Genomic DNA, 20,264 nt, shown 5'->3' on the forward strand with positions numbered 1-20,264 from the left:
GGGGGCCTTTTTTCTTGCCGTTGTTCCTTCTTTTGTTTCTCTCGGTTTAACGCTTACGCATAGAACTTGATGGCGGGTATCAGCCCCGCTTCTGATTGTTGAATCGGCTCAAGAGCTCCTCAAGCTCGGCGGCCACGAACTCGGCAAAACCGTCGGGTGCATGCTCGCCAAACGTCAGGACCTGTCTGCCATTGTCCACATGAAGGCGCGCGACGGCGCTCGATGTGCCGCCTGTCTTTGCGCGCTTCGCCGCGGCGGGCGTTGCAACGACTTGCTCGAGCTCCAGCAGGGCCTCGAACAAGCGATTGAAGCGCGCATTGCTGTCCGCAGCCCTGAAAGTCGGCGTCCCGATCTCCAGAAGTGCTGCCTTTCGCGCCTCATCCCGTCGCAACAATTCAGCAAATCGTACCCAGCGCGGGCGCCCGATCTTGGGTGCAGGGCCTACGGCGCGAACAAGCGGGGCGGGAATGGCGGCCGCCACTTGCAGAAACCGCGTCATTTCGGCCTTGTCGATCGAGAGCGCGTCCTGCACCAGGGCTCGCTCGAACCCACGCTCAACCAGATTGCTGGCAAAGAAGGCGCGCTCGATGAACGAAAGGTCCCGACGCTCGGTGTTCTCCTTACCCTGTGCAAGGACGAGCTGCACGTCGGTAAGGTCGCGAACGATCGCCTGCACCGGCTTTCCGATCTGCCCTGCAGCGCGCAGGCGCCTATGCCCATAGGCCGTCTGGAAATGCCCGTGCTTGTCTGGATGCGGCCGAACAAGAATGGGAACCTGTTGACCGTTCGTCCGGATGCTTTCAACGAGCTCCGCGAAACTCTCGTCGAGCGGGGAATCATTGCTGAGACGGTCCTCGATGAAGGAGCTTTCAACGAGGGTGGGATCAAGCTCGACAATACGCTCGCTGCCTTCAAAGCTCTCCTTGATCCGGCGAGCATCCTCCAGTTCGCGCGAGAGCCCCCCGAGCGACAGCCCCATCGCCTTCACGGCGCCGGAGGCGGCGCGCGGCGGCTTCAATGGTTCAACGCTGCCAGCGGACTGTGGCGGTGCGAGGCTCTCTGCCGGCGCGGGTTCGGGTTGCGGTAGGGTTTCAACCGTTCCAAACAACGCCTTCAGCTGATCTCTGCGGTTCTTGTCCATCACCGCCTCCTCACCCTGGCCTGTTCCAGGCCCTGCAGATCAGGCCCTGTATCTCGGCATTGACGGATGTCAGTGATTCAAACGCGCGGTCATAGGTGGCGCGGGTAAAGCTGTCACGGGAGACCTCATAAAGTGTCTGTTTCGTAAGGCCCGCATCCGAAAAGGCGGTCGACTTGACCACGGAGGACGTCAGGACCCGGTCGCCGAACAGCGATCGAAGGAACCCGGCAATCTGCTGTTGCGGCGCGTCGTTAGGCTCAAAGCGCGTTATCAGATAGCGCATGAAATCAAAGTTCAGTTCTCCGCCGGCCTCGCGGACGACGGCGAGGAGATCGGCCGTCATGAATAGGAACTGGCTCATCGATGCAACGTCCAGCATTTGCGGATGCACCGTGACCAGCACCGACGTTGCAGCACAAAGCGCCGAAAGCGTCAGGAATCCCAATTGCGGGGGGCAATCGATGACAACGACATCGTAGTCGTCGGCGACCGTATCCAAAGCCGCCTGAACACGCGCAAAAAACAATTTCTGCTCAACGCTCTGCTGGGTTCCATGTTGGCGATCGGCCAGCATCTGCGGGGTGGTATGCTCGAATTCCTGGAGTTCGAGGTTGCCCGGCACCAGATCGAGACCGTCGAAATAGGTCTTGCAGATGATATCGCGCAAAAGCCGGCGCTCGCCATCGTAGCGGATTGCCCCGTAAAGCGTGTCGTTGCCCGTGAGATCGAGCTCGGGCTGATAGCCAAACAGCGCCGACATCGACGCCTGTGGGTCGAGATCGACCGCAAGGACGCGGAAACCTGTCATCGCGAGATATTGTGCGAGATGGGCGCTGGTCGTCGTCTTGCCCGAACCACCCTTGAAGTTCGTCACGGCGATGACCTGCATATGCTCGCCTGCCTTTGGATCGCGGTGTGGCAGGTAGGTTTTCGCCTTGGTTCCACCGGCTTCGGCCAGGTGACGGCGCAATGCGTTGATTTCGGCAAGGGAATAGAGCCTGCGACCACCGCTTCCGGTTTCGGGTTGCGGTCCCTCGCCGGCAATCGAAAGCTGGCGTAGATAGCCGTCGGAGACGCCGATCAGCCTCGCGGCCTCCCCGCTGGTGAATTTGCGCAGGGCTTTCTGTGCAGTTGGCGGAAACAGGCGATTGCGCATCGCCTGCAATTGCGCCGACAGCATTTCCGCGTCGGCAGCGATTGCACGATCCGCCGATAAGGGAGCAGACTGGGATCCAGCACCCGGCGGTTGCGCGCTATCATGTTCTCTTGTTTGTACCGCATTCATCATTGTCACGTGTCGTCCTGCATCTTCTAAGCCAAATCTCATCGATGCAGGCAGACCATGCGCCGATTCGATAAAAAAACCAAAGGGGTAACGCCGAACGACGATTTAACGCTGGATTGCGGCACTAACACCGCAACATTCCGCTAACGCTAATCCTACTGGATACCCCTTAAAACCGTAACCAAACTGGGGAAAGATCCGAGTCGCGTCAATACCTTAGATTTATCGGAATTTGACCAATTTGCAGGCGGAAAGGCAGCCATCAGTAGGTGTTTATGTTCCAGCCACCATTATGCGTCCCAATTGCCCATTAATGATGGCTTAGGCACTGAAGCCGTATTCCAACTGCGGACTCCCCTGATTTTCGGCCATTTTCCGTCGAAAGTGTTCAAGCATCAGGCTCACAAGCTTCGTGCGCAAACCACTAAGTTTGCGTCCCATTGATTTCTAAACTAAGGGGCTTGGCTGACGGTTGACTGTGATCAGGGGTAGCGTTGGTTCCTATCCGATCGAACAGCGAAAAAAAACTGTGAATCGTGGTCGACCAACCTTAATCCGCCGACCATGCCGGGCACCGACGTACCATCGCTTGCTTGCATGGACACTTTCTTTGCAAGATCATATCAAGCGATGTAAGCAACTCAGAAGGATCACTGGCTGAACTGTCCCCGAACACGTCTTCAACATATCCGATGCTCTGTCTGCGTTATGGAACCAGATGTTAGAATTGATCGCCGATATCGGAACAATCGCTTTGTCGAGGGTATCATGGGTATGGCGCCGCCAACGCCATCTTTCGCATCGCCGCACTCAAGAAGCAACTTCGCCCCCCGGGGATGCCAAGGCGATAGACCATCTAATGCCCGAAATAACCAGAGACTGTGATTTATGTTGATACCATCAATATAAATTAGCCATACGCGTGGTTTCAGGAACAAGGCGAAGCTTTTCATGACAACGAAAAATGCGGGAAGTATCGCCCTCTCAAGCAGCTAGGCTCCCCGACTGGGGGTTATTGCTTTTGTTACGCGATGTGCGCGCTAGTTCAAAATTCGGTCCGCCAGCAGCTTCGCGGAATCGCTCTTCAATGATCATCAAGGTCAGTGAAGAGGCTAATTTTGGCGCGCTTTCGCAACCACTCACCGCTCAGATGTCCGACGGTCCCATTCCCCGCCGTGCCGATGAAACGACCCCCGGATTGCCTTAGCGTCGTCAATCAGCTTAGGAAGAGTGTTTGCTGGAACAGACGGGTTGACTGCAATAACCTTGGCGCATCGCCTATCAGGACGGGCGGGGTTAGATCCTGGCGGATCATATTCGACTTTCGTCACAAACGGGATAACCCATTACAATTCAATCAGCAGCGAGAATGCTCTAGATGCTTGATCCCAGATTTTGATGGTGCAATCTTTTCACACGCATGGAGAGAGCTAGAGATCGCTGTCGAAGCGCAATGGCATGAATCAGAAGACGGTGGCGAAGTGGCGGAACGCACATCCGTTGCCGATCTGCCCACCGGACCGAAGGAGCCACGTTCGACAGTTCTATCTGTTGAGGAAGAAGCTGTGATCGTCGCCTTCCGAAGGCACATGCTTCTGCCACTTGATGCAAAGGCGCGACAACAAATTCACCGCCTGATTGACAGACTGAAATCCCCAAGTCTACCTGCAGTCTGTTGCAACCTGCGGGAACGGATTACCCATGCTGCGCTGCGAGCCCCCGAATTCTGCTTCAGTTCAACACCAGAGTGTGGTGCGTCACACTGAGAAGGGCCTAAGATTTGGAACGATTTCGTTCGCAGCAGCGGTTGCGGTTATGTCTCTCGTTGTGGCTACGGCGCATGCGCAGTCGGAGGATCAGCTGCGGCAGCTGACGGTGACCGCAGCGCAGATGGCGGGCGGTACGGCGCGGATCGCCGCCGATATCTGCCAAATCGACCCCGGACTGGTTGCGGCATACAAGGAACGCGCACGAAAGGCATTTGCCGCTGACGCGAATTTTGAAGGAAATTGGATCGTCGGCTGGAATGGCCGACAGCGCGAGATCGACGACATCATGAAGCTAAAAGTGGGCAATCCCGTCGACTATGCCCTGCGGAAGACCGAAATTTGCGTACGTATTAACATAGAGATGAGCCCATGATATCCCGGACAAATCAATCTCGCCCGGAACGGGGCAATATCCGGATTGACAGATTCCCCGTGCGGTAGGATTCAGGCCGCATCCACCTTGAATAGCAGGTGGTCGCCCGTGCGAGTACGGTATTTTGGCCCGCACAGACGAACATTGGATTACGTAGATCGCAGCGTAGCTAAGAGATCGATGGCCGCTCGAACGTCAACGGTGCCAAGGCCTTCAACCAGCTGGCTGCATAACGGCCCCAGCAAGGCGTGCGCGCGATCCGTTTCACCACGGCCAGCGAACAGCCGAGCTAGTTCAGTTGTGGCGCGTAGTTCCCATGCAAACGCGTTTTGGCGTTGGCTGAGTTCAAGGGAGGACCGGAAACAGAGTTCCGCTTCTTCAGCACTGGACTGCGGGCGTGTAAGAAAAAGATTTCCCTTTACGCGCAACAACTCAGGCATGTAGCAAAGATCTCCTCGCGACTCGACCAGTTCGATCGTCGTTTGGATCAGCGAAACCGCTTCGGCAAATCGGTTCGTGGCGGCCAGCCCTTGAACAAGGGCAATATTGAGGGGGGTAGTGAGAAGTTCATACGGCGCTGCGTGCAGTTCCTCCAACGCCGCCTTGAGGCTTTCGACACCTGATGTTGCGTGGCCATGGCGAATTGCCAGTTCGCCTTTGAATCCGCGAGCAACCGCCAAGTATGGTCCGAGGGAGTGAGGTTCAGCACGAGATAAGAGCCAATCGGTGTATTGGTCTGCTCCCTCAAGGTTACCCGTCCACAACATCAGCGAGGCAGCCCAAACTAAAGCGATGGAGAGCGTCAGCGGATGGTCTTTATTCACGGCTTCCTCAATGGTGAGGCGGACCCGCTCCGCGGCCTGGTCGGCAAAGCCTTGCAGCCACAGGTTCCTTGCAACGATAGCACCTGCGAGGATTCTGCAATCAAAACCGAGATAGATTGTGGTGCGCGAAAAGCGCGGTCCTGGCTGCAATGCGGCCTCCAGCTCTGCGCGTGCCGCATCAAGCTGTCCGCCAAGGTGAAGCGAGATCCCCATCAGGGAATGAGCCAAGGTCCCGGACACCGTGTCTTGAAGTGCTCCGGCCACGGTCGAGCAGCGTTTCGCATAGTTCAATGCGGCTTTAAATTCTCCAGTGCGCAGGTGGAACATTTGGAGCGGACCCAGCACCTGGAGCTGATCAAGCGGCGCGCCACACTCTTCGGCGATTGCGAAGCTGCGTTTCAGGGCAACGCGCGCCGCGTCCTTTCCTCCGCGGGTGAACATCAGGGATACCCCCAACGCCGCATGAAGGTGCATCTTGTCTCGTTCGTGGCCGACACCACGATCGAAGGCCAGAAGCGCCCGCTCCGACCAGCGATGACATTCAGTCAACAAGGACATTGACAGAAAAACCGGGGCGGCCGCCACCGCAAGTCGTACACCGATTTCGATGTCGCCGCCGCTAAAGCACGACTCCAGAGCTGCCCGCACATTGGCGAGACCTGCCAGGTGCAGCGCCCGCTGTGCGGCGCTCGCCAAGGTCGGCCACTCGGCCCCGGTTTCTTCCAGCCACCCGAGGTAATAGGTCGCGTGGCGTGCCGCCAGGTCGGACCGTTCTGTCTCATCAGAGGTCGCTGTGACTGCATACGCACGCGTCGTGTCGAGGAGCCGATAGCGCATGGCAGCTCCAACCGGGATGGTCGCGACCATCGACTTGGCAACAAGGCTGTCGATAATGCCGAAGACGAGCGTGGAATCGACTGTCGGACTTGTCACGACCGCCAACGCGGCCTCGATGGTAAAGTGCCCCACGAACACGGCGAGGCGGTGAAACACAGTGCGTTCCATAGGGGAGAGAAGCTGGTAGCTCCAATCCATCGTGGCCTGCAATGTCTGCTGGCGTTGAGGGGCGGTCCGCTGCCCCGGCCAGGATAATGTCAGACGATGGTCGAGAAGCGCGGCCGTTCTTTCGAGACCAAGGCCGCCCACCCGTGCTGCCGCCAATTCAATAGCCAGCGGCATTCCATCGAGCTTTCGACAGATGCTCGCGACCATCGCTGCCTCTGCGTCACGAAGATCGAGGGCCGCGCCGGTGGAATTGGCCCGTTCCACGAACAACTGGATCGCAGCGAACGTTTCGGCGCCCCCCGGGGTAAGCTGCGCATCATCCGGTGGACAGGCAAGGGTCATCAATTTGTGAACATGCTCTCCTTCCACTCTCAAAGCTTCGCGACTGGTTGCCAAAATGTGGACCTGCGGCGCAGCCGTGTAGATGCGGGAGGCCAATTCCGCTGCTGCGTCTATGACATGTTCGCAGGTATCAAAAATGAGGAGAGCTCGCTTGCCTGCGAGATAAGCAATCAAACCGGGAAGAGCGTCATCAGAATCAACCGATATCCCGATCAACGAGGCTGTGTTGATCGCCACCAGGTTCGGATCGCGAAGCGCGCCAAGATCGATGAAGTGGACCGAATCCGCGAAAGCTCCGGCGAGCTGGTGTGCCAAAGCTACCGCAACGGTGGTTTTGCCGACGCCGCCGGGGCCTACTATTGTGACAAAACGCGTTGCGAGCAGTTCAGCTCCAACATCATTCAGCTCATCGTCTCGTCCTACCATTCGGTTCAATCGGCCTGGCAGGTTGGCATGAGCGAGATCAGCGGAACTTTCACCCTGTACCACGTTCTGGTCGCTTGAACGCGAAACAGGCGCGACGAAACAGTAGCCGCGTCCTGTCAAGGTTGCGATGTATCGGACGCCCCCCTTTCCATCGCCCAGTGCGTTGCGCAGGTTAGCAATATGAAACCGGAGGCTGGTCTCCTCCACGGTGACATCAGGCCATGCGCGGGCCAACAGGTCCCTTTTGTTGATGACTTGGTTGGGCTGCGAAGTCAAAGCGATCAGGATATCAAGAGCACGCGCGCCAAGCTCGACGGGAACGCCCTCTTTGGTAAGCAGACGCTTTTCCGTGGACAAAGCAAAAGGACCAAATATGAGGACGTGCCCATTCCTGGCCGTATCCAATCTCATTTTATTCCTCGCAGCCGATCCTCGTCGCTCGTCGATTAACCTCAGTCCGCGCCAGAGCGTCGGAATTTGGCGTGGTCCGGGAATGCTGCCACTCGCAGCAGCTAACAGAACCTAACAGCGCATAACGAGCGTCGCCCGCTGCCTCAACCTAAATGTTCTGACAAAGTTGCTTTTCGAGGAGTATCGTCATGCCTGTGACATCGCTATTGCCGACCCGGCGTCATTTTTTAATCGGCTCAGCAGCCGTCGGCGCCTTAAGCATGCTTCCTGGGAGCGCGCGCGCATCGGTCGAAAGCGATGCTATCCGTCCCTTCCGAGTGGACGTTTCTGACCAGGCGCTTGCCGATCTTCGTCAGCGTCTGGCGATGGCGCGCCTGCCCGGTCGAGAGACAGTCGCTGACCAATCCCAAGGCGTCCAACTGGTCGAACTCCAGGAGCTGCTGAGCTACTGGGCAACGGATTACGACTGGCGGAAGGTCGAGGTGAAGCTTAATGCCCTTCCCATGTTCGTGACGGAAATCGATGGCCTCGACATTCACTTCATTCACGTCCGCTCTCCCCATGAACACGCCCTGCCGATGATCATGACGCACGGCTGGCCCGGATCGATCCTGGAGTTCATGAAGGTCATCGGACCTCTCACCGATCCCACCGCATACGGCGGCAGCGCCGACGACGCGTTTCATCTCGTCGTGCCCTCGATCCCTGGCTTCGGCTTCTCCGGAAAACCGACTGTGACAGGTTGGGGCTCAGATCATATCGGACGGGCATGGGCCACCCTTATGCAACGACTGGGATATGACCGTTACGTATCACAAGGCGGAGACTGCGGCTCCGTCATCTCGCACCGCATGGCGCTGCAGAATGTACCGGGCCTGATTGGTATTCACGTCAATATGCCGGGGACCGTGCCAAAAGAGATTGCGTCCATCCTTACTGCAGGCGGACCGGCTCCGGATCATCTGACCGAAATGGAAAAAGCGGCGTTCAAGGCGCTTGATACCTTCTACAAGGACAGCTCCGGCTATGCGGCCATGATGGTAACGCGGCCGCAGACAATCGGCTATTCACTCGTCGATTCGCCCGTCGGCCTCGCCGCGTGGATTTACGAGAAATTCGCGACCTGGACATACAGCGACGGCCACCCGGAGAAGGTCCTAACTCGCGACGAAATGCTCGATGACATCTCGCTTTATTGGCTGACGGGCAGCGGGGCCTCGGCCGCGCAAATCTATTGGGAAGATCATTCCAACAATTTCAATGCCGTCGAGGTTGCAAAGATGCCCGTGGCGGTGAGCGTTTTCCCCGGTGAGATTTACTGTGCGCCGCGGACTTGGGCAGAGCGTTGTTATCACAACTTGATTTATTTCAATGAGGCCGAAGACGGAGGTCACTTCGCCGCGTGGGAGCAACCACAGCTCTTCACTAGCGAGGTGCGGAACGCATTCCGGTCTCTGCGTTGATAGTCCAGGCCTTCAAGGAGCTAAAATGAACCAGCATGAGACGGTGCTCTATACTGCCAGGGTGCGTACTACGGGTGCACGAGAAAATGGCAGGTCGCGCAGTTCTGATGGCCGGCTGGATATCAGGCTTTCGGTGCCCGGCGGTCCAGGCAGCGGTACCAATCCCGAGCAGCTGTTTGCCGCCGGCTGGTCGGCGTGCTTCGAGGCGGCAATCCAGATTGAAGCGAAACGGATGAAGATCGCAGTTCCGGCAGACATGGCGATCGACGCCGAAGTGGATTTGAATATCGCCGATGGCGCGTATTTCCTGCGCGCTCGCCTCTCTATCGCCCTGCCCGGCATAGAAGCCGAAGTCGCCCGCGTTTTGCTGGAGGCCGCACATCAGACATGTCCGTATTCCAAAGCGACGCGCGGCAACATCGATGTCGCCGTCAATCTGGTCTGACGGCCGGCTACCAACCGTTTCGAAGGAGCTCCAACTATGGATGACAACACAAAACCTGAAGAAATCAATCATCATCGCCGCCGCTTTTTTGGAACAGCGGCCGCAGCTTTTGCCGTAGCCGAACTCGCCATGAACGGGACTGCAAACGCCCAGACCGAGATTACACCAAAGCTGCCGACGTCCGGGCCCACGACGCACACATCTTTCCGCTCGCTAAAGCAGATCGAGGCCGGCGATTTGAACGTAGGGTACGCCGAGGACGGTCCCGCCGACGGAACTCCGGTCATTCTTCTGCACGGCTGGCCATACGATATCCACAGCTACGTCGATGTCGCCCCGATCCTGGCATCGGCCGGGTACCGGGTGATCATCCCCTACTTGCGGGGTCATGGTACGACACACTTTCTATCGGCCGAATCGGTCCGGAACGGCCAGCAAGCGGTAATCGCGGCCGATGTCATTGCGCTGATGGATGCTCTCGCGGTTAAAGAGGCAGTGATCGGCGGCTATGATTGGGGTGCACGGACGGCCAACATCGTGGCTGCGCTTTGGCCGGAGCGCTGCAGAGCAATGGTCTCCGTCAGCGGATATCTCATTGGAAGCCAGGAAGCCAACAAGATGCCACTGTCCCCCGAAGCCGAGCTCGCATGGTGGTATCAGTTCTACTTTGCCACTGAGCGCGGCAGGGTGGGTTACGAGAAATACACCCACGATTTTGCCAAGCTCATCTGGCGGCTCGCCTCTCCGCAGTGGAAATTCGACGATTCTCTCTTTGACCGCAGTGGTTCGGCCTTTGACAATCCGGATCATGTCGCCATCGTGATTCACAATTATCGCTGGCGGCTTGGCCTTGCTGAAGGAGAGGCCAAGTACGACGATCTTGAAAAGCGTCTGGCCGAGGGCCCAAGCATCACGGTGCCCACTATAACCCTTGAAGGTGACGCCAACGGGGCTCCGCACCCCGACGCCAGCGCCTATTCGAAGAAGTTTTCCGGCAAGTATGAACACCGCGTAATAAAGGGCGGAATAGGCCACAATCTGCCTCAAGAAGCGCCTCAGGCTTTCGCCGAAGCTATCGTCGACGTCGACGGGTATTGAGGAGTCCTCCAATGAGAGCCAGTCATCTCGCGTTTTTTGCCATTGCGATGGGATCAGGAATTGTCGCGTTGGCGTCGGCGGCACAAAGCAATTGGAACGCACGGGCCGAATCGCCAATTTACGGCGTCACTATCCCAGAAGGCTATCGGCAATGGGAGCTGATTGCTCCCGCTCAGGAAGGCGAACCTCTCAATGAGCTTCGGGCAGTCCTCGGAAACGCGGTTGCGGTGAACGCGTACCGAGAGGGCAAACTTCCCTTCCCCGACGGGACCATCCTGACGAAACTTGCCTGGAAGCAGGTTCAATCACCCGAATTTGAATCCGCCTCCATTCCCGGCGCTGCGACGACTGTCCAGGTCATGGTCAAGGACGCCAGTAAGTACGGGGCCACAGGAGGCTGGGGATTTGGGCGGTTCGTCAACGGCAAACCTGCCGATGAAGCCCAGCATGAAACGTGCTTCGCCTGCCATGAGGCCCGCGTTAAAGATCACGACTTCGTCTTTACGCGGTTGGCACCTTAGTCAGGCGAAGCTTTGTTTGAGGAGAAGGATCGATGTCGCAACGGTGGTTCATAACCGGCAGTTCGCGCGGTATAGGCCGGGCCCTGGCAGAAGCCGTGCTACACGCGGGTCATCGCGTCGTCGCCAGCGCGCGTGAACCCGCACTGCTGGCTGACCTTGAGGAGCGCTATGGAAATGCCGTTCGAACTGTCGCGCTCGATGTAACAGACCCAGTCGCCGCGGCCGAGGCCATTCGCGTAGCCAGCGATAACTTCGGCGGGATCGATGTTCTTGTGAATAACGCCGGCTACGGCAACATCAATTCTGTCGAAGATACCGAGCTTGATGACTTTCGCAGGCAGATCGAAACAAACCTGTTCGGAACCATTGTCGTTACTAAGGCTGCCATTCCTTTAATGCGACAACAGCGGGGCGGCCATATCATCCAATTCTCCTCGGTGGGTGGCCGGATTGGTGCCCCCGGCCGATCCCCTTACTCCGCAGCCAAATGGGGTGTTGAAGGCTTCTCCGAAGTGCTCGCCCGGGAGATGGCACTCATCGGCGTCAAGGTTACGATTATTGAACCCGGAGGTTTCCGCACCGATTTTGCCGGAGCTTCGACCGAGCTGAGCGAAGGGCGACCCGAATACGACGCGGTCGTCGGCCGTGCTGCGCGTATGCAGCGTCAATTAAACGGACGCCAGCCGGGCGATCCCGCGCGCGCCGCTCAAGTCATACTTGAGGTCGCGGCAATGGATAAACCACCGTTGCGGCTGCCGCTTGGAAGCGATGCCGTGGCTGCCATCGAGCAGGCTGATCGTGCGAAACTGGAAGAGATCGAACGCTGGCGGATCCTAAGCTTATCCACCGACTATCCGCAAAGTGGAGGCTGAATTATCGGCAATCTGACCCCCGCAAACGCAAACGGCTCAGGAAATCTCAGAAAGGAAAATCCGGATGAACAAATTATTGGCAGCAATCGTGATGGCGGGCATCCTGTCGAGCGGTTTACAGGCCCATGCACAGCAGACTGACAAACCCACTATCGTCCTTGTGCATGGAGCATTCGCCGATGCGTCGAGCTGGAACCGGGTCATCAAAATCCTTCAGAAAGATGGCTATCCGATCGTGGCAGCCGCCAATCCTCTGCGCGGTGTCGCGAGCGATGCGCAGTACATCGGCAACATCGTATCCTCTATAAAATCACCTGTCGTTCTGGTCGGCCATTCCTATGGTGGCAGCGTCGTCAGCTCAGCTGCAAACGGCCGTGACAACGTGAAAGCTCTGGTCTATGTCAGCGCGTTTGCCCCGGAAGCGGGCGAAACCGCCGTCGGACTGTCAGGCAAGTTTCCCGGGAGCACCTTAGGCCCGACGCTCGCGCCGCCCGTCAAGCTTTCCGGCGGTGGCACCGATCTCTATATTCAGCAGCACAAATTCCACGATCAGTTCGCGGCCGACGTCCTTGGGGCCGATGCCAGGCTGATGGCGGTAACACAGCGCCCAGTTACTGAATCTGCCCTGAACGAGGCGGCAGGCGATCCAGCCTGGAAACATATTTCGTCGTGGTTCGTCTACGGTGACAAGGACAAGAATATTCCACCGCCGGCCCTCGCATTCATGGCCGAGCGCGCGCACGCGCGTCAGACTGTCGTGGTCAAAGGTGCCTCGCATGTGGTGATGGTCTCGCACCCTGAACCGGTTGCCCGGCTGATAGAGAGTGCAGCGGCGCAAAAATGACTGGCAAGTCCTACAAGCGCAAAGCTCATTTTAAGGAAATGGGCCTGAGAACTCGATGAAGGTGGTGCTGTGTGAAAAGCAACGCTCGGATTGAAATTTGTGCTTTCCCCTAATCCAACTTCCATTCCGACATGCCGCCAGGATGGACGCCAGAACTTGGCGCAATCCTAACAAAAGTAACTCCGCAGCGCAGATGATCAACGGCCATGCTCTTGGGTGTGTGAAGACGTCAATGGTATTTCCCACTCCTTTGCAACAAGGCCGCTATTATTGAAACCGTGGCGCATACGTTGAAGCCTGCGTGAGATGATCAGTTCTTAACCGGCAGCGCTGCGACTTGAGTTCGCTCCGGCTGAAATAGATACGGGACCGCATCATGAGAATACTAATCGTTGGGGCCGGGATTGCCGGACTGGCGGCCGCCAAGGCGTTAGAATTGAACGGCCTCAGGGCGGATGTTGTCGAACGCTCCGCCGCGCCTCCGACATCGGGCCAGGGAATATTCCTCCTTGGAAACGCAAGCCGTGCGTTAGCCGATCTCGGAGTACTGAAACAAGTTGAAAGGCATGCCTTTGCAATTCGGGCGCAACGTATCCTATCTTCAAGCGGAGAAGTCCTCAACGCTGTTGCAACCGAACCTTTCTGGGAAAGCTGTGGTCCTTGTCTCGCTCTTCCCCGCCGTACGCTCCTCGATGTTCTACTGGCGTCGCTACGCGAAACCGAGGTGAGCTATGGAAAGTCGGTGATGAGTGTGGAGGTGCGTGGCAACGTCCGGACAGTGCAATTCGAAGACGGAAGAATCTCGGAGTATGATCTGGTAATCGGAGCCGATGGTATTCGCTCGCTCCTGCGAGAGGGTTCCTTTATCGCGACTTCGCCGAGGTCTTTGGGTTTATGCTGTTGGCGGATGGTAGTGGGAAATCTGGATAAACTCGATTCTTGGACTGCCATGCTGGGGAAAAAACGCACCGCCTTGGCGATACCATTAAGCGCTTCTGATCTTTACGTATACGCGGATTGCTCGGCCAGTGAGTTCGGCGACGGTTCAGTCGCCGTTCTCAAGAAGCTGTTTGCGGACTTCGGTGATCCGCTCGGGCCAATAATTGCAAGTCTGACCGACCAAGTGGTAATACATCGCGCGAAACTGGAGGAGGTTCCTGCCGACCGCTTCATTGCTGATCGTCTTGTTTTGGTGGGAGATGCTGCACATGCCAGCTCGCCGAGCATGGCCCAGGGTGCGGCCGTGGCAGTCGAAGACGCGATTGCGCTCGCTGGCAGCCTTGCGACCGTCAGCCCAATCGACGGTGCTCTTGACGCATATTATCGGCGAAGGAAAGCGCGGGTTGAATGGGTCCAGCATCAGTGTCATGCGCGCGACAGACTGCGAGGGGCCCCTGATATCGTTCGAAATTTCCTGCTGCGTCATGTTGGGACCGCACTGTACAAACGCTCTTACGCGCCTCTTGTAGATGGCTACTAGTTACAGCGGGCCATTGTGCAGTTTCACAACACGTTGCAGTAAGTCCATTGGCCTTGACGTCGACCACATTCTGGCTGCTCCTTCAAAACGTCAGTGGGTATTATTGACAGATCGTTCCAATATTACTATTAACCGCACATGGCACGGACTAAGGAATTCGATAAGACACAGGCGCTGGACCTTGCAATCGGCGTGTTTCGCGAGCACGGCTTCGAGGGCACGTCGACTGAGATGCTCGTGTCCGCGATGAAGATTGGGAGGCAGAGTCTTTATGACACCTTCGGCGACAAGTGGAAGCTCTATTGCCTCGCGGTCGAACGTTACTCAACCGAAGAAACCAAGGCCCATCTCGCAATGCTGCGTAAGGAACCACGTGCGCTGGAGAGTATCCGGGCGATGATGGAACGCGTGGTGGAAACGGCCGGGCAGGCCTGCCTTGGCATTAATTCGATTTGCGAATTCGGCCAAAGCCGGCCAGAACTCACGCACCTTCATCAAAGCGGCGACTGGCGTCTTAAAGAAGCCGCGCGCAAACGCCTAGAAGAGGCGCAAGCCGCAGGCGACGTGTGCACGACTTTGTCTTCTGTGGCGTTAGCGGATTTCCTCTTTGCTAACATCGCGGGCATCCGCATTGCCGCCCGAAGCGGCGCAAGTCCTAAGCAGCTGAAATCCCTCGGCCAGATCGCGCTTCGGGCGATCAAGTAAGATAAAAATTTTGGTCTTTTTTGGAACAATCAGTCAAGAAACGGAGAGCACATGAAAGCCGTAGTAATGAAAAAAGTCGGCGGCACCGACGTATTGGATTTCGTCGATCGTCCGGATCCTGTTGTGACGCCGGGACATGCGGTCGTGGAGGTCGCCGCCGCAGGTGTAAACTTCATGGACATTGGTGTGCGCCAAGGCATGGCCTGGACTGAAATGCCGAATCCGAAAGTACTCGGCGTTGAAGGCGCCGGGCGCGTTATTTCCGTTGGCGCTGGCGTCGGTGACCTTGCAGTCGGTGATCGGGTAGCGTGGGTCTACGCACCGGGAAGCTATGCAGAGCGGCATTCCATTCTAGCGGATTCCCTTGTTAAAATTCCCGACGCCGTCGACGATTGGACGGCCGCATCCATAATGATGCAGGGCCTGACTGCCAGTCACTTCGCTACCGATTTCTATCCTGTGCAGCCGGGTGACATCGCCCTCGTCCACGCGGCTGCCGGTGGCCTCGGGCTTTTACTGACGCAGATTATCCGGCTGAGAGGCGGCCGCGCGATCGGGCGTGTCTCCTCCAAGGAAAAGGTGGCGATCGCCAAACAGGCTGGCGCTGAACATGTCATTGTCGATGCCGAAGGGCAGTTTGCCGAAGAGGTCCTTAACCTTACCGGTGGCGAAGGTGTGAACGTCGTCTATGACGGCTCGGGCCCAAAGACATTCAAGGGATCGCTTGACGCTCTTCGGCGTTGCGGCACCTTGTGCTGGTACGGACCGGTGCTCGGGGGCCCTGGGCCGCTCGACATTATGAGCCTGCCGAAAAGCGTCAAGATTGGTTATGCAGTCTTCTTTGACCACATCCACACCCCCGAACTCTTTCGCGCCCGCACACGTCAGCTTTTTGGCTGGATCGAAGAAGGATTACTGAAGATAACAATTGGAGGCACCTACCCGCTTGCCGACGCTCGGCGTGCCCATGCAGACATGGAAAGCCGCGCCACCACCGGGAAGCTCCTTTTGGTTCGGTGAAAGAGACAAGCCGACCGCTTTTGTGCAATCAGCAACCTAACCTCCTGTCAGGCGGAGGGTGACGGGGCGGCCTTCCGCGTCGACGAGTGCGTGGATCTTGCTGGTGAGCCCGCCGCGGGAACGTCATGCCGCCGTCGTCTCCATCGCCTTTTTTCCCCGTGGTCGCGTGCTGGTGAACACGGACACAGGTCGAGTCGATCATGAAGCTACAGTCCTCAAGGATCAGCCCCAGCAGCCAGGGTCGCTTTCTAGCAGTCGTTCAATCGATCGTTGTGTCCTGCTGGCTTGCGAGGCTTCTCAATCGTCATGAAGTTCGTCCGTCTTTTGATTGATACGTTGTCGTTCTTTTGCATACCAAGCCCGGTACTGCGCTCGTCTTTTCTCGGGGTTGGCCTTCCTCCATTGTCGAACTCGCTCGGCTTCTTTTGCTCTAGTTTCGGCTGAAGGCGGGTTATTCTTGCGCCATCGACGCATCTTTTTTGCATTCACGGCCTTACGGTGGGCCTCTTTCTCATCGCTGTCGTTCACTCGTCGCCTTTCTTTTCAACGCGGGTGCGATACCGCCATCCCAACCAAACTTTACGCTCAAGTTTACCGTAACATAACTTGTACGTGTGCCAACGTTCGCGCTGACTTCCAATGCATTGTCATCATTGAGGAGGTTCACCCGATGAAAGATATTGAAATTGGAACGCCGGATGAAGTTCAGACTTCGGTTAGTCGCCGGAGTCTCCTGCTTGCCGGTAGTTCGCTTGCCATCACTGCGATCGCAAGCACAGCTAAAGATCGCGCAAGGGCCCAGACACAACAAGCTCCGCAACCTGGATCAGCCGCATCGGGCAAACAACCAAATATCCTCGTCATTTTCGGCGACGACATCGGAATTCCACAAATCAGCGCCTATACAAGGGGTTTGATGGGATATCGTACGCCCAATATCGACCGTATCGCGAAAGAAGGGGCGATTTTCACGGATTCCTACGGTCAGCAGAGCTGCACGGCAGGGCGAGCCTCGTTCATCCTGGGCCAGGAACCCTTCCGCACCGGGCTGTTGACCATCGGGATGCCCGGGGATCCGCACGGGATCCAGGACTGGATGCCGACCATCGCCGACGTGATGAAGAGCAAGGGATACGCCACGGGCCAGTTCGGAAAGAACCATCTTGGCGATCAGGATCAGCATCTGCCGACAAACCATGGCTTCGATGAATTCTTCGGCAACCTCTATCATCTCAATGCAGAGGAAGAGCCAGAAGGATATTTTTACCCCAAGGATCCGGCATTTCGCAAACAGTTCGGCCCGCGCGGCGTCATTAAGTCAAGCGCGGATGGTAAAATTGAAGACACAGGCGCGCTCAATACCAAGCGCATGGAGACGATCGACGAGGAATTCCTCGCGGCGGCCAAGGATTTCATCGACCGCCAGCACAAGGCCGATAAACCATTTTTCGTCTGGTTCAATGCGACGCGCATGCACGTCTTCACGCATTTGAAGGCCGACTCAATGGGGAAAACAGGCAAGGGCATCCACGCTGACGGTATGGTTGAACACGATGGTCACGTCGGACAGCTTCTCGACCAACTGGATGCGCTCGGAATCGCCGAGGATACAATCGTTCTCTACACGACCGATAATGGCGCTGAACTCGCGCTTTGGCCGGATGGTGCCCAAACCATGTTCCATGGCGAAAAGGGCACGACGTGGGAAGGTGGTTTCCGCATTCCCATGATGGTCCGCTGGCCAGGGGTCGTTAAACCTGGGACGGAGGTTAACGACATTGTTACGCTTATGGATTGGATGCCGACGTTTGCCAGCGCCGCCGGCATCCCCGATCTCAAGGAGCAGATGAAGACCGGTTTCAAATCTGGTTCCAAGGACTTCAAGGTGCACCTTGACGGGTATGATCTCTTGCCGCTGCTGAAGGGGGACGCACAAACCGGCCCGCGCGACGCAGTGTACTATTTCGATCAGGGTGGCAATCTCAACGCCATACGGTGGAACGACTGGAAGCTGAGCTTTGCGATCGCGAGCCACGGCAACATCGCCACCGCCACCAGAGAAGTACCAAGCTGGGCTCTGATCGCGAACCTGCGGATGGATCCCTACGAGCGAGGCATGGAGGATGGCGGTGGAGCGCTCGAATTCCTGGCCCGAAATATGTGGCTGCTTGTGCCGGTCCAGGGGAAGATCAAAGAGTTCTTCTCTGATTTCAACCAGTTCCCCTATCAGGAGGGTAGCTCACTCAATGCAAGCGGCATCAACTACGGGCTGCTTCGCCAGCAAGACGCGCTTAAACGGCTCAACGACTTGGAGGCTCTCAGACCCCAGTAGGTCTTGCCATGTTGCAGGGAGGTCACTGCGCCTCCCTGCTGTTTTGTTCGGCATCGTGGAAAACCAACTTGGACTACCCATGATCGCGCGTTCCTCGTTCACGATGCCGGCATAAAACCAGGCTGCTCGCCCACGTGCTTATTTACTCGACAAGCGTGTGGTGCTCAGGCTTTGTAAGTTTGTCTTCATCTATTTGTCTTCCACGCGCAAGTCTCTCTTGAGGTATGCGCCCGCTGGCAGACTAAAATGGCAAGACTGAGTAAAATCACAATAGGGAATTACTGTGTTGGTAATCGTCGACAAGCATGATGTTGCGCGAACAACACACCAAGGCTCATAACTTATTGATATGTCTTTCCCATCGTTGACAACCGCGAACCGTTTTACTCTAACTTGCTGTTAGCAAAGGTGTGAGGTGATCATGATTCGCCAGTCGTACGAACGCGCGCTTGTCTGTTTACGGGGTGCTGGAAGGAAACCTCATCATGCAGGCTCACCTACTGCTAACTGGCCAGATGCGAGCGCTTTAAGGCAAGTCCGACCAAGCCGAGATATCTTACGTAAATTGCTTCTTCAATCAGTGGCTTCGATCGCGCTTGTTTGCTTGGCCAATGTGCGGGCTTATGCCGATTGCGTGGAGACGCCTTCCGGCTCCGGAACGTTTGAATGCACAGGACAAATCAATGGCGGTTTTACCTCCACCGGGGCGTCGGTTACGGTCAATGCTGATTCCACTGCGGCCTTCAACGCCGACGTCTCGATCACCGGGCCGGGCACGAGCACGTTGACCAATTACGGCACGCTGACCAATAGCCTTCGCGCCACCGACAATGACAGTTTCAGGCTTGATAATCATGGACTGATTGATGGGACCATCTTTCTCGGTGGTGTAGGGACCAACCTCATCGTAAATTTCAATGACGGGGACGTTCAGAACGGCGTTACCAGTACGGGTACTTCGAACGACACGGTCCTTAATAACGGCTTTTTTGCCGGTTCGATCAGTTTGGGTGATGGCAACGACATTCTCGGGTTGATTGCAGGGACTGTTCAGACCACCGTCGACATGGGCGCGGGTGACGACCAATTTACCTGGCTTGTGGGGAACGTAGCGGCAACCGTTCAGTTGGGCAGCGGCAACGATCTTGCACAATTTGGCTTTCTGACACAGGCAAACCTCACCGCCGGAAAAATAGTCGACGGCGGCCCAGGAACAGACAGACTCGTCTGGGAACGTACAACAAATGACGACGGTTCTGGTGCCGGCGACCATCCTTCTAATCTCGTCAACTGGGAGGACATCAGCCTTATAAACCAGTCGCGGATGAACTTCATCTACACGACGGGTGTTCTGACCCTGGGCGACTCCGCTACCGGAACTGGGACACTTTCGATTGATTCGACCAGTTCAATCGGGGCTGGCAATTCTTATGGCTATGGCATCGTGCCGTACAATGCGTCGCAATTGGTGACGGTAAACAATGCCGGCGCCATCGACATGACCAATGACATTCCGGGTTCGGGAACGTCATTGCACGACACGTTCACGATCCATGGCAATTATATCGGCCAGGGTGGTCAGCTCCTGCTGCATACTTACCTTGATACCGATGGTTCGCCGTCCGACCGCTTGATTATTGAGAGCGGCCAAGGCAGTGGCGCCACAAATATCCTGATCACGAATGTAGACGGGCCCGGCGCCCTGACGGCCGGCAACGGCATTCTCGTCGTCGACGCAACCAGTGGTGCTACCACTACCACTGACGCGTTCGCATTGGGGGGAATTGTTGCTGCCGGTCCCTATGAATACCTTTTGTTCCGTAGTGGCGTGACCGCTTCAGCCGACACTGATGATGACTGGTTCCTGCGGAACACGGTGTCTCCGCCACCGCCGCCGCCACCGCCGCC

16 protein-coding genes and 4 pseudogenes are annotated in these 20,264 nt (G+C 56.9%); 14 read left to right on the plus strand and 6 right to left on the minus strand.

What is annotated here, in order from left to right; translation table 11 throughout:
- Positions 1 to 79: 79 nt before the first annotated feature.
- Positions 80 to 1,141 carry a plasmid partitioning protein RepB gene (gene repB / locus AAAB35_RS19995; protein ID WP_340670028.1) on the minus strand — a complete coding sequence of 354 codons (1,062 nt, stop codon included), beginning with the start codon at positions 1,139 to 1,141 and terminating at the stop codon, positions 80 to 82.
- Positions 1,142 to 1,151: 10 nt separating this feature from the next.
- Positions 1,152 to 2,429 carry a plasmid partitioning protein RepA gene (gene repA, locus AAAB35_RS20000; protein ID WP_340670029.1) on the minus strand — a complete coding sequence of 426 codons (1,278 nt, stop codon included), beginning with the start codon at positions 2,427 to 2,429 and terminating at the stop codon, positions 1,152 to 1,154.
- A gap of 1,455 nt (positions 2,430 to 3,884) precedes the next feature.
- On the opposite strand from repA, the pseudogene AAAB35_RS20005 reads away from it, so the two are divergent.
- Positions 3,885 to 4,033: pseudogene (locus AAAB35_RS20005) on the plus strand (IS481 family transposase); the annotation flags it as partial.
- Between the two features lie 208 nt (positions 4,034 to 4,241).
- The gene (locus AAAB35_RS20010) at positions 4,242 to 4,568 is read left to right on the plus strand and encodes a hypothetical protein (RefSeq protein ID WP_340670030.1); all 327 of its coding nucleotides are present in this window, start codon (positions 4,242 to 4,244) and stop codon (positions 4,566 to 4,568) included.
- Between the two features lie 149 nt (positions 4,569 to 4,717).
- Here AAAB35_RS20010 and AAAB35_RS20015 read toward each other — a convergent pair whose 3' ends face one another.
- Positions 4,718 to 6,427 carry a hypothetical protein gene (locus AAAB35_RS20015; RefSeq protein WP_340670042.1) on the minus strand — a complete coding sequence of 570 codons (1,710 nt, stop codon included), beginning with the start codon at positions 6,425 to 6,427 and terminating at the stop codon, positions 4,718 to 4,720.
- 66 nt (positions 6,428 to 6,493) lie between these two features.
- Here AAAB35_RS20015 and AAAB35_RS20020 point away from each other — a divergent pair, with 66 nt between their 5' ends.
- The gene (locus tag AAAB35_RS20020; RefSeq protein WP_340670043.1) at positions 6,494 to 7,243 is read left to right on the plus strand and encodes a hypothetical protein; all 750 of its coding nucleotides are present in this window, start codon (positions 6,494 to 6,496) and stop codon (positions 7,241 to 7,243) included.
- 30 nt (positions 7,244 to 7,273) lie between these two features.
- Here the strand turns inward: AAAB35_RS20020 and AAAB35_RS20025 are convergent.
- Positions 7,274 to 7,576 (minus strand): annotated as a pseudogene (locus AAAB35_RS20025) (winged helix-turn-helix domain-containing protein); the annotation flags it as partial.
- Between the two features lie 188 nt (positions 7,577 to 7,764).
- Between AAAB35_RS20025 and AAAB35_RS20030 the strand changes: the two are divergent.
- The 9 genes from AAAB35_RS20030 (at position 7,765) to AAAB35_RS20070 (ending at position 16,024) form a co-directional block, all read left to right on the plus strand.
- Entirely contained in the window at positions 7,765 to 9,039 is a 1,275-nt protein-coding gene (locus tag AAAB35_RS20030; RefSeq protein WP_340670031.1) for an epoxide hydrolase, read from the plus strand.
- Positions 9,040 to 9,064: 25 nt separating this feature from the next.
- Complete coding sequence (locus AAAB35_RS20035; protein ID WP_340670032.1) at positions 9,065 to 9,484, plus strand: organic hydroperoxide resistance protein; 420 nt, start codon at positions 9,065 to 9,067, stop codon at positions 9,482 to 9,484.
- Between the two features lie 36 nt (positions 9,485 to 9,520).
- On the plus strand, positions 9,521 to 10,582 hold the full coding sequence (locus AAAB35_RS20040; protein ID WP_340670033.1) for an alpha/beta hydrolase: 1,062 nt from the start codon (positions 9,521 to 9,523) through the stop codon (positions 10,580 to 10,582).
- An 11-nt stretch (positions 10,583 to 10,593) separates the two neighbouring features.
- A complete protein-coding gene (locus tag AAAB35_RS20045) occupies positions 10,594 to 11,103 on the plus strand; it encodes a cytochrome P460 family protein (RefSeq protein ID WP_340670034.1) in 510 nt (169 codons plus the stop codon).
- A 32-nt stretch (positions 11,104 to 11,135) separates the two neighbouring features.
- A complete protein-coding gene (locus tag AAAB35_RS20050; RefSeq protein ID WP_340670035.1) occupies positions 11,136 to 11,975 on the plus strand; it encodes an oxidoreductase in 840 nt (279 codons plus the stop codon).
- Between the two features lie 64 nt (positions 11,976 to 12,039).
- Positions 12,040 to 12,819, plus strand: a complete 780-nt coding sequence (locus AAAB35_RS20055; RefSeq protein WP_340670036.1) for an alpha/beta hydrolase — start codon at positions 12,040 to 12,042, stop codon at positions 12,817 to 12,819.
- A gap of 376 nt (positions 12,820 to 13,195) precedes the next feature.
- Positions 13,196 to 14,299 carry an FAD-dependent monooxygenase gene (locus tag AAAB35_RS20060; protein ID WP_340670037.1) on the plus strand — a complete coding sequence of 368 codons (1,104 nt, stop codon included), beginning with the start codon at positions 13,196 to 13,198 and terminating at the stop codon, positions 14,297 to 14,299.
- Positions 14,300 to 14,437: 138 nt separating this feature from the next.
- On the plus strand, positions 14,438 to 15,004 hold the full coding sequence (locus tag AAAB35_RS20065) for a TetR/AcrR family transcriptional regulator (RefSeq protein ID WP_340670038.1): 567 nt from the start codon (positions 14,438 to 14,440) through the stop codon (positions 15,002 to 15,004).
- Positions 15,005 to 15,055: 51 nt separating this feature from the next.
- Positions 15,056 to 16,024: a quinone oxidoreductase gene (locus AAAB35_RS20070; RefSeq protein WP_340670039.1), complete on the plus strand. Its 969-nt coding sequence runs from the start codon at positions 15,056 to 15,058 to the stop codon at positions 16,022 to 16,024.
- 39 nt (positions 16,025 to 16,063) lie between these two features.
- On the opposite strand, the pseudogene AAAB35_RS20075 reads toward AAAB35_RS20070, so the two are convergent.
- Positions 16,064 to 16,226: pseudogene (locus AAAB35_RS20075) on the minus strand (IS5/IS1182 family transposase); the annotation flags it as partial.
- A gap of 95 nt (positions 16,227 to 16,321) precedes the next feature.
- Positions 16,322 to 16,552, minus strand: coding sequence for a hypothetical protein (locus AAAB35_RS20080; RefSeq protein WP_340670040.1), 231 nt, complete (start codon positions 16,550 to 16,552; stop codon positions 16,322 to 16,324).
- A gap of 142 nt (positions 16,553 to 16,694) precedes the next feature.
- On the opposite strand from AAAB35_RS20080, the gene AAAB35_RS20085 reads away from it, so the two are divergent.
- Positions 16,695 to 18,356: an arylsulfatase gene (locus tag AAAB35_RS20085; RefSeq protein WP_340670041.1), complete on the plus strand. Its 1,662-nt coding sequence runs from the start codon at positions 16,695 to 16,697 to the stop codon at positions 18,354 to 18,356.
- Between the two features lie 421 nt (positions 18,357 to 18,777).
- A pseudogene (locus AAAB35_RS20090) lies at positions 18,778 to 20,264 on the plus strand (hypothetical protein); the annotation flags it as partial.

The organism is Phyllobacterium sp., assembly GCF_037994425.1.
Lineage (GTDB): Bacteria > Pseudomonadota > Alphaproteobacteria > Rhizobiales > Rhizobiaceae > Phyllobacterium.

Bases quoted from the DNA above. Each gene is read 5' to 3' on its own strand.
- AAAB35_RS20015 (WP_340670042.1), bottom strand. From the start codon at position 6,427: ATGGATTGGAGCTACCAGCTTCTCTCCCCTATGGAACGCACTGTGTTT.
- AAAB35_RS20040 (WP_340670033.1), top strand. From the start codon at position 9,521: ATGGATGACAACACAAAACCTGAAGAAATCAATCATCATCGCCGCCGC.
- AAAB35_RS20035 (WP_340670032.1), top strand. From the start codon at position 9,065: ATGAACCAGCATGAGACGGTGCTCTATACTGCCAGGGTGCGTACTACG.
- repA (WP_340670029.1), bottom strand. From the start codon at position 2,429: ATGATGAATGCGGTACAAACAAGAGAACATGATAGCGCGCAACCGCCG.
- AAAB35_RS20085 (WP_340670041.1), top strand. From the start codon at position 16,695: ATGAAAGATATTGAAATTGGAACGCCGGATGAAGTTCAGACTTCGGTT.
- AAAB35_RS20030 (WP_340670031.1), top strand. From the start codon at position 7,765: ATGCCTGTGACATCGCTATTGCCGACCCGGCGTCATTTTTTAATCGGC.
- AAAB35_RS20070 (WP_340670039.1), top strand. From the start codon at position 15,056: ATGAAAGCCGTAGTAATGAAAAAAGTCGGCGGCACCGACGTATTGGAT.
- AAAB35_RS20065 (WP_340670038.1), top strand. From the start codon at position 14,438: ATGGCACGGACTAAGGAATTCGATAAGACACAGGCGCTGGACCTTGCA.
- AAAB35_RS20010 (WP_340670030.1), top strand. From the start codon at position 4,242: ATGTCTCTCGTTGTGGCTACGGCGCATGCGCAGTCGGAGGATCAGCTG.
- AAAB35_RS20050 (WP_340670035.1), top strand. From the start codon at position 11,136: ATGTCGCAACGGTGGTTCATAACCGGCAGTTCGCGCGGTATAGGCCGG.
- repB (WP_340670028.1), bottom strand. From the start codon at position 1,141: ATGGACAAGAACCGCAGAGATCAGCTGAAGGCGTTGTTTGGAACGGTT.
- AAAB35_RS20055 (WP_340670036.1), top strand. From the start codon at position 12,040: ATGAACAAATTATTGGCAGCAATCGTGATGGCGGGCATCCTGTCGAGC.
- AAAB35_RS20060 (WP_340670037.1), top strand. From the start codon at position 13,196: ATGAGAATACTAATCGTTGGGGCCGGGATTGCCGGACTGGCGGCCGCC.
- AAAB35_RS20045 (WP_340670034.1), top strand. From the start codon at position 10,594: ATGAGAGCCAGTCATCTCGCGTTTTTTGCCATTGCGATGGGATCAGGA.
- AAAB35_RS20020 (WP_340670043.1), top strand. From the start codon at position 6,494: ATGGTCGAGAAGCGCGGCCGTTCTTTCGAGACCAAGGCCGCCCACCCG.